This window comes from Methylocystis sp. (assembly GCF_050246715.1).
GTDB lineage: Bacteria > Pseudomonadota > Alphaproteobacteria > Rhizobiales > Beijerinckiaceae > Methylocystis.
On sequence record NZ_JBFWVN010000092.1, the window covers coordinates 1 to 7576 of the forward strand.

Consider the following 7576-nt stretch of genomic DNA (forward strand, 5'->3'; position numbering starts at 1 on the left):
CGCGCCGGGCGAGACCAAGGAAATCGCGGTGAAGGTCCAGGACGCGCGCTGGGACATCGAGCGTCTGTCTGACCTGGCTTACGACACCGACAGCCAGATCGGCGGCCTGCTGCTGTTCTTCTCGCCGACGGGACGCCGCTTCGCGGCTGAAATCGGCGGTCCGGTGATTCCGAAGTTCGTCGCCGGCGACATGCCCTAAGCGATAAGCACGGATCAAACGAAAAGCCCCCGGCCGATAAAGCCGGGGGTTTTTTATTGAACAGCGCAGGGCGGCTATGCGCAGTGAGCGAAGGGCGGAGCAGCGGCAGGGTCTTTCCGCGCGTCGGCGCTCGATGATCTTCGGCATGGCGTCAGGCTCCTGCCGATGGCGCGCGCAACGGACCGACCAAAAAAGATGTCGTGGCGCGATGGTTCGCGCGAAAGCAGTGGTGCGTCTTTTCGACGCAAATTTTGCCGCTGATTTCGCTCGCGTCATTTTGTGGCATTTGTCAAAAGTGGATGATCAGCGTTCGGCGTCCGCGCGATGCGAATGCGATGACAAAAATGGAGCCGCGAGCCTAAAATCCGCTATAGAGGAGACAGAGTTCACGAAGGTCGCCATGATCAGCGACGGCTCTGAAATCACAATCGATAGAGGGATGGAAATGAAGAAATGGCGTAGCCTCGCAGCCGCAGTTCTCGGGGCGCTGTTCTCGCTGGCGTGGTCGGGCCCGTTATCGGCGGAAGGCGGCGCCGGCCCCGAAGCGATGACGATGGGCAATATGTGCATGGTCATGTTCGGCTATGATATGATCCACATCACGGCCTATCAGCCTGGCAAATCGCGCAGCGAATATTGCGCTGAAATCCCGACTGCCGGCCCGACCATTCTCGTGTTCGATATCGAAAATCCGGCCTTCCGCGACATGCCGCTCGAACTGCGGATCATTCGCGACCCGCTGACGCCGATCACGAAGGATACCGACCTCGAGGCGCTGACCGAGGTCTATCGTCCTGCGACGAAATACAGCAAGGGCACCTTCAACCTACAGCACGACTTCAAGAACAACGGCCATTACATCGGCCTCGTCACCCTGACGCGCCCGGACGGCAAGCAGGAGACCTCGGAGTTCAAATTCATGGTCGGCGAGACCCTTTGGGCCTGGGTGCCGCAGATCGCCGGCGCAGTGCTCATCGCCGGCATCGTTTTCGTTTATTGGAAACATACCCATCCTTCCTCAAAGAAGAAGGACGCCGCCGGCGTCGCCGCGTCTTGAACGCAGCGAAGCGCAGCAACATCTCAAAAAACGAAAGAGGAGGCGCATGCCTCCAGGGAGGCGCCATGACCAACGCTGTCAAGACTTCGCCAATGGGCGCACGCCGTCGGGCGGGCTTCAACTTCGCTGTCGTCGGCGCTTTGGCCGTCGTTCTGTTGATTGCGGGAGCGACGTCGGCCTTCGCGCATTCCTTCCTGGTCGATGCGACGCCTTCGTCGAAGGAGCATGTGGCGGCGTCGCCGAAAACGATCAAATTGAGGTTCGGCGGCGGAGTCGAGCCGCCATATTCGAAGATCACCATCGAGACGCCTGACGGAAAAATTCTTGGCGAAGGCAATACTGGCGTTCCCGGCAAGCCGCGGGAATTGACGGCGAATTCGCCGGACCTCGCGCCCGGCAAATATATCGTCCGCTACCGTGTGCTCTCCAGCGACGGCCACATCGTCGAAGGGAACTATGAGTTCACGGTCGACGCGAAATAGGCTCATCCGCGCGAATGGCCGGCGCGCAACGCGCCGCTCGTTTTCGCATCCTGGCGCGAGCTAAGGAGATGAACGCCACAGGACTTCGGGCGATAGAAAAATGTATCTCTCTCTAGCGGCCATCCGCTTCCTCCTGAGCTTGCCGTCCGCGCTTGCGGTCGGACTTCTGCTCCTGCCGCGCCTCATCGACGAGGACGGCGCGCGTTTCAAGCCGGCCGTGGCGGCGCTGGCGTTGATGCGCGCCCTCTTCGGCTTTGCGCTGCTTTATGTCACTGCGCTCTCGATCTTTCCCGCCGATCGTCCGATTGACTTCGGCACATTGTCGGAATTTGCCGTCAGCACCACTGTCGGGAACGCTTGGATTGCGACGCAACTGATCGCGTTTCTCTTTACAGGTCTCACGGCGGCGCGGCTCTTCATCGCTTCAGAAATGCTCGATCGGGTGACGCTGTGGGTCGGCGTCGTTCTCGTCGCCGTCGTTTCGGTGACCGGCCATGCGGTCGATGACGGATTGCCGCGCTGGACGCAGGCGAGCTTCCTTCTCCACACCGCCGCCGGCCTCACCTGGCTTGGCGGATTGCTTGGGCTCGTGTGGTGGATGTTCACGGCGCGCGGGAAGCCGCCGGAGGTCGCGGCGCAGCTCGCGGAACGTTGGTCCTTGATCGCTAAAATCGCCATGGCGATCGTCGCCGTCTCCGGATTTGCGATCGCCTGGGAGAACGTCGGCAGCATTCCCAATATGCTGGCGACGACCTACGGCCGGATGTTGACGCTGAAGCTACTATGTCTGTGCGGCGTTTTGCTCGCGGCGCTGGCGCTCGCGCGTTACATCACGCGACGGCCTGAAGGCGAATTCAATGTGGCCTGGTACGGCAAGGTCGGGGCAGGGGAATCGGTCTTCGCGCTGTTACTGCTGTCGATCGCGGGCTACATCGCGGTCATTACGCCGGCCGCGCATGAGACCAGTCTCTATTGGCCGCTGCCGTTTCGGCTGTCCTACGATGCGACGTGGGGACAAAACCCGGCGATGTTCAGCACCATCTGGTGGTGGGGCATTGGGGGCGTCGTTCTTGCAATAATCGCCGCGCTGGTTTGGTGGACGCCGAGAACGCGCGAGTATCGTCTTTATGCGACGCCGGCTGTCTCCGCCGCGGCGTTGATCTCGCTCGCAGTGTCCTTTGCGACTGAGGCCTATACCGATACTTACGACGATCCGACGCAGGACTACACGGCGGAATCGGTCACGCGCGGACTCGAGCATTTCAAGGAAAACTGTATCGCCTGCCACGGCGATCAGGGCGAAGGCAATGGTCCGCTCGCCAAGGATCTCAAAAACGCGAAAGGGCTCCCCGTGCAGCCCGCCGATCTGACGGCTCCCCACGTCGGCACGCATACGATCGGGGACATTTTCCACTGGCTGACTCATGGCGGGCAAAGCGGTGTCATGCCGGGTTTTGGCGATCAGCTCGACGTCGACGATCGGTGGGACGTGATCAACTTCCTTCTGATGATCTCCTATTCGAACCGCGCGCGCTTCATGAGCGTTCAGCCGATGATTCAATGGCTGATCGCGCCCGACTTCGCGCTCATCGATCCGCAGGAGGACGTGACGTCGCTCTACAGGCTGCGCGGCGTCCCGACATTGATCTCCTTCGCGCGCTGTGGGTCGCCGAACGGCGATCCAAAGGAGCGCGCCGAAAGCGTGAAGATCGCGCATGAGGCCGCGAAAGCCGCGGGCGCGAACCATGTGACGATCTATGATGCGTCCTGTCCGCAGGAGGCGAAAGGCCGGGAGCCCGTTCATCCCAAGGCGGTCGAGATCGCCTATTCGGTGATCAATCGCTACCCTAATGTGGTGCCGTCAGAGGAGATTGAAGAGGCGCATTTTGTCGTCGACCGTTCGGGCTATATTCGGGCGCGCTTCCGCACTTTCGCCTCTGACGACGGCACCCCCCAGAAATTGGCTGGGCTTGTCGCCGAATTCGCCCGTGAACCCTACGTCGAGATCAGTTTGCATTCGCATTAGGTCGCCCTGCCTTTGGGCTTTTCGCAGCGCGCTCCGGCGCGCCACATTGTCGCAAGCGCGAGTTTCGCGCGACAGTTTTGGAGGGATGCGTCGTTCGTCATGATGCAGCAAGGCCGGCGGAGAACAGTCCGGCGCAGAAAGGGAGAAGCCAGATGTTAAAGCGGCGTGATTTTTTGCTGACCGGAGGGACTCTCTTGACGGGGACGGCGCTCGGGCTCTTCGCCTCACGCGGAACAGCCTCGGCGCATGAATATGACGTTGGCAATCTGAAAGTGGAGCATCCCTGGCTCCGCGCGCCGGTCGACGGCGACAACAAGGCGCAGTTCTATGCGATGCTGCACAACAATGGCGCGACGCCGGACAAGCTGATCGCCGTCAAATCGGAAAAGTTCGGCAAGGCCGAGATCCATGGCGACGCCAAGAAGCTCGACCTGATCACGCCGATCGTTCTGCCGCCCAAGTCGAAGCTCACGCTCGCGCCCGGCGGCGCTTATGTCGCGCTCCTCGACATCAAGAAGCATCTTGAGGTGGGCTGGGGCCTGGAGATGACGCTCGTCTTCGAAAAGGCTGGCGAAGTGGAAATCGATGCGGCGATCGATGCGCCGGATGCGGCGCACGCCCATGATGCGGAAGCCATGGAGCGCTGGCAGAAGGCGCATGGCCAGGATTCCGCCGGCCCCAAGGAAGGCGCGGCGCACGAAGAACATCACGAGCATCACATGGATAAGAAGTGATCGCTGGCGCTTGAAACCGGTGGTCAACGTCGCGCAAACGCAAAAACCGGCCGCTCGAAAGGCGGCCGGTTTTTTGGCCTGGATCGCGAAAAAAGATTGCGCGCGTCATTCAACGCGCGCTTTCTTAGGTTTGCTGCGAAATCCCGGAACCGATTAACGGTCGATCGTCACCAGCCGCCCGGCGAAGACGCCGCTGTCGGTCGCCATGGGCGTTGCCTTCTGTGCAGGCGAGCTGATGGGCAGGGCGAAGCCGAGGACGAACGCGGCAGTCGCCATCGCGGCAACAAGAAGGAGTGAAACTCGGAACTGGCGGCGCGCCGACTCCCTGTCGAAGCTGCGTGTGAAGGCCGGCTCCATCTGATCTTCAAATTTATCAACGAGCGACATTGTCCCTGATCCTCTCGCATTCGCCCTTTGTAACGCTTGCGCCTCTCCCCAAGGCGCGCGCGCGATTAACTCGCGTCGCTGCGTTCTCAAGACAGAAACGAGGATGGGGTAAAAAAGTTGCATGACTTTTCAGAAATTTTATAAATTTTTAAGCAAACCGTGAAATCAGGTTAACATTCGGCAATATTGATTTGATCAAGTTGAATCAACTCTTCGAGGCCGATTCGGCGACGCTACGCTGAATCCATTGTTTTTCCATACAAAAAACTGAAACCCAGCTTGCTGGTTAAGCATGACAGCCGGATGGCGAAGCAAGCCGTCTGGCGCGCGCCATCGCTCAAGCCGCGCGAAAGTCTCGAAAGTTTTCGCCGATCGACCCGAAGCGGCGAGCCTCGTAAACCTCCCACCTTCGTAAATCTCATTGCGGCTCTTGGGCGCGCAAATTATGGTGCGGCGCACTCTCCCTCCGCAGGAAGCCCAACCCCATGACTCTTCTCGCCCACGCCCTCTCGCGCGTGAAGCCCTCGGCGACGATCGCCGTCACGCAGAAAGCGCGCGACTTGCGCGCCCAGGGGCGGGAGGTGATCAGCCTCTCCGTCGGCGAGCCAGACTTCGATACGCCCGCGCATATATGCGTCGCGGCAAAAGCAGCGATCGATCGCGGCGAGACGCGCTATCCGCCGGTGCTCGGCATTCCCGCGCTGCGCGAGGCTGTCGCCAAAAAATTCAAGCGGGAGAACGGCCTGGACTACAAGGCCTCGGATACGATCGTCGCCACTGGCGGCAAGCATATTCTGTTCAACGCCTTTCTCGCGACGCTCAACCCGGGCGACGAAGTAATCGTTCCGGCGCCCTATTGGGTGAGCTATCCCGAGATGGTGGCGATCTGCGGCGGGACGACGGTCTTCGTCGAGACCCGGATGGAGGACGGCTTCAAGCTCCAGCCCGAGGCGCTCGAACGCGCCATCACGCCTCAGACCAAATGGCTGGTGCTCAACTCCCCGTCGAACCCTTCCGGCGCGGCCTATGCTTTCGACGAAATGAAGAAAGTCACAGACGTTCTCCTGCGCCATCCGCAGGTGCATGTTCTCACCGACGATATCTACGAGCATTTGGTCTATGGCGACTTCAAATTCGTCACGCCGGCCCAGGTCGAGCCGGCGCTGATCGAGCGCACGCTGACCATGAACGGCGTCTCCAAGGCCTACGCCATGACCGGCTGGCGCATCGGCTACGCCGCCGGTCCGAGCGCCCTGATCAAGGCCATGGACCTGCTTCAGGGGCAGCAGACCTCGGGCGCCTGTTCGATTGCGCAGTGGGCCGCAGTCGAGGCGCTCGAAGGGCCGCAAGACCATCTGGCCGTCTTCCGCCAGGCCTTCCAGGAACGCCGCGACCTCGTGGTGTCGATGCTCAACCAGGCCAAATATCTCAAATGCCCGACGCCGGAAGGCGCGTTCTATGTGTTTCCCTCCTGCGCCGACGCCATCGGCCGCAAGACGCCTGACGGGAAGGTCATCGAAACCGACGAGGATTTCGTGACCGAACTTTTGGACACACAGGGAGTCGCCGTGGTGCAGGGCTCAGCTTTTGGCGTCGGCCCCAATTTCCGGGTGTCATACGCCGCGTCGAACGCCGTGCTCGAAGACGCCTGCCGGAAAATCCAGACATTCTGCGGAAGCCTCGTTTAAACCTGACAACGCGTTGCGCATCGCGCAGGCCGCTCTAAACTGGCGCCTGGCGCGTCAGGCGGCGGCCGTGCGCGAGCGTTTCGCCAGGAGGGCGACGTCTTGCGTCAGGGAGCGCGGAAACGGGTCGCCGGCTCGTCGGCGGGCAGGCGGCGCATTCTAGATCACGCTGCATTCAGGCGGTCTCGCCTGAACGCAGATATCGTGATCGCTTCTAATGATTTAGAGCGCGCGCTTTACGCGAAAAACCGGTTCCCACTTTTTCGCAGCGCGCTCTAACGGGAGACCAGCTATGACGATTTTCGCTCTCCTTTTCCTCGCTCTGCTCAGCGCGCTGGTCGCCTATATCTCCCTCCTGCCGGATAGTTTCCGCGTCGCGCGCTCGACGACGATCGACGCGCCGGCGGAGACCGTCTTCCGGCACATCTACGACTTTCACAATTGGCGCGACTGGTCGCCCTGGGCCAAGCTCGATCCCAATATGAAGGACGAATACGGAGGGACGCCGCAGGGCTATGGCGCGACCTATTCGTGGTCGGGGAACAAGCAGGTCGGCGTCGGCCGCATGCAGATCGTCGAGAGCCGTCAGGGCGAACGCGTTCGCATCAAGCTCGACTTCGAGAAGCCGTTCAAGGCCACGCATGACGTGCAATTCGATCTCAAGCCGATGGGCGAAGATCGGACGGAGGTCACCTGGGCGATGTTCGGCCGCCACGAATTCATCGGCAAGGCGATTTATAAATTCTACAACATTGAGAAAGCGGTCGGCGGACAATTCGAAAAGGGCCTCGCCGACCTCAAGCGGGTCGTCGAGTCGCAGCCGAGGATCGCCGCAGGTTGACCCGCTGCTCCCGCGCAATAAAAAACGCGGCTCGTCACCTAGGGCCTGTCATCAATTGAGGTATTGATCCTCACATAACCCTCCAGTTTCCCAAGATTGGTTTTGCGTGATTCATAGGCGGTCGGCTGAATCGGAGGGGCCGACCGATGGCGCGTCGTCATTCTC

General features: G+C 60.7%; 8 protein-coding genes. 7 read left to right on the forward strand and 1 reads right to left on the reverse strand.

Annotation, left to right across the window (positions count from 1 at the left end; genetic code table 11):
• The 5 genes from AB7I51_RS17140 to AB7I51_RS17160 form a co-directional block, all read left to right on the forward strand.
• The coding region (locus tag AB7I51_RS17140) for a methane monooxygenase/ammonia monooxygenase subunit B (RefSeq protein ID WP_428405474.1) at window positions 1-199 on the forward strand (199 nt) is incomplete at its 5' end.
• A gap of 445 nt (window positions 200-644) precedes the next feature.
• Window positions 645-1256: a hypothetical protein gene (locus AB7I51_RS17145; RefSeq protein WP_428405475.1), complete on the forward strand. Its 612-nt coding sequence runs from the start codon at window positions 645-647 to the stop codon at window positions 1254-1256.
• A gap of 65 nt (window positions 1257-1321) precedes the next feature.
• Complete coding sequence (locus tag AB7I51_RS17150) at window positions 1322-1738, forward strand: copper resistance CopC family protein (RefSeq protein WP_428405476.1); 417 nt, start codon at window positions 1322-1324, stop codon at window positions 1736-1738.
• 100 nt (window positions 1739-1838) lie between these two features.
• A complete protein-coding gene (locus AB7I51_RS17155) occupies window positions 1839-3764 on the forward strand; it encodes a c-type cytochrome (RefSeq protein ID WP_428405477.1) in 1926 nt (641 codons plus the stop codon).
• Window positions 3765-3916: 152 nt separating this feature from the next.
• Window positions 3917-4498 carry a copper chaperone PCu(A)C gene (locus AB7I51_RS17160; RefSeq protein ID WP_428405478.1) on the forward strand — a complete coding sequence of 194 codons (582 nt, stop codon included), beginning with the start codon at window positions 3917-3919 and terminating at the stop codon, window positions 4496-4498.
• Between the two features lie 153 nt (window positions 4499-4651).
• Here the strand turns inward: AB7I51_RS17160 and AB7I51_RS17165 are convergent, their stop codons facing one another.
• Window positions 4652-4885 (reverse strand): hypothetical protein, encoded by a 234-nt coding sequence (locus tag AB7I51_RS17165; RefSeq protein ID WP_428405479.1) that lies wholly within the window; start codon window positions 4883-4885, stop codon window positions 4652-4654.
• A 485-nt stretch (window positions 4886-5370) separates the two neighbouring features.
• Between AB7I51_RS17165 and AB7I51_RS17170 the strand changes: the two genes are divergently transcribed.
• Window positions 5371-6573: a pyridoxal phosphate-dependent aminotransferase gene (locus tag AB7I51_RS17170; protein WP_428405480.1), complete on the forward strand. Its 1203-nt coding sequence runs from the start codon at window positions 5371-5373 to the stop codon at window positions 6571-6573.
• Between the two features lie 289 nt (window positions 6574-6862).
• Entirely contained in the window at window positions 6863-7411 is a 549-nt protein-coding gene (locus tag AB7I51_RS17175; protein WP_428405481.1) for an SRPBCC family protein, read from the forward strand.
• The last annotated feature ends 165 nt before the right edge of the window (window positions 7412-7576 follow it).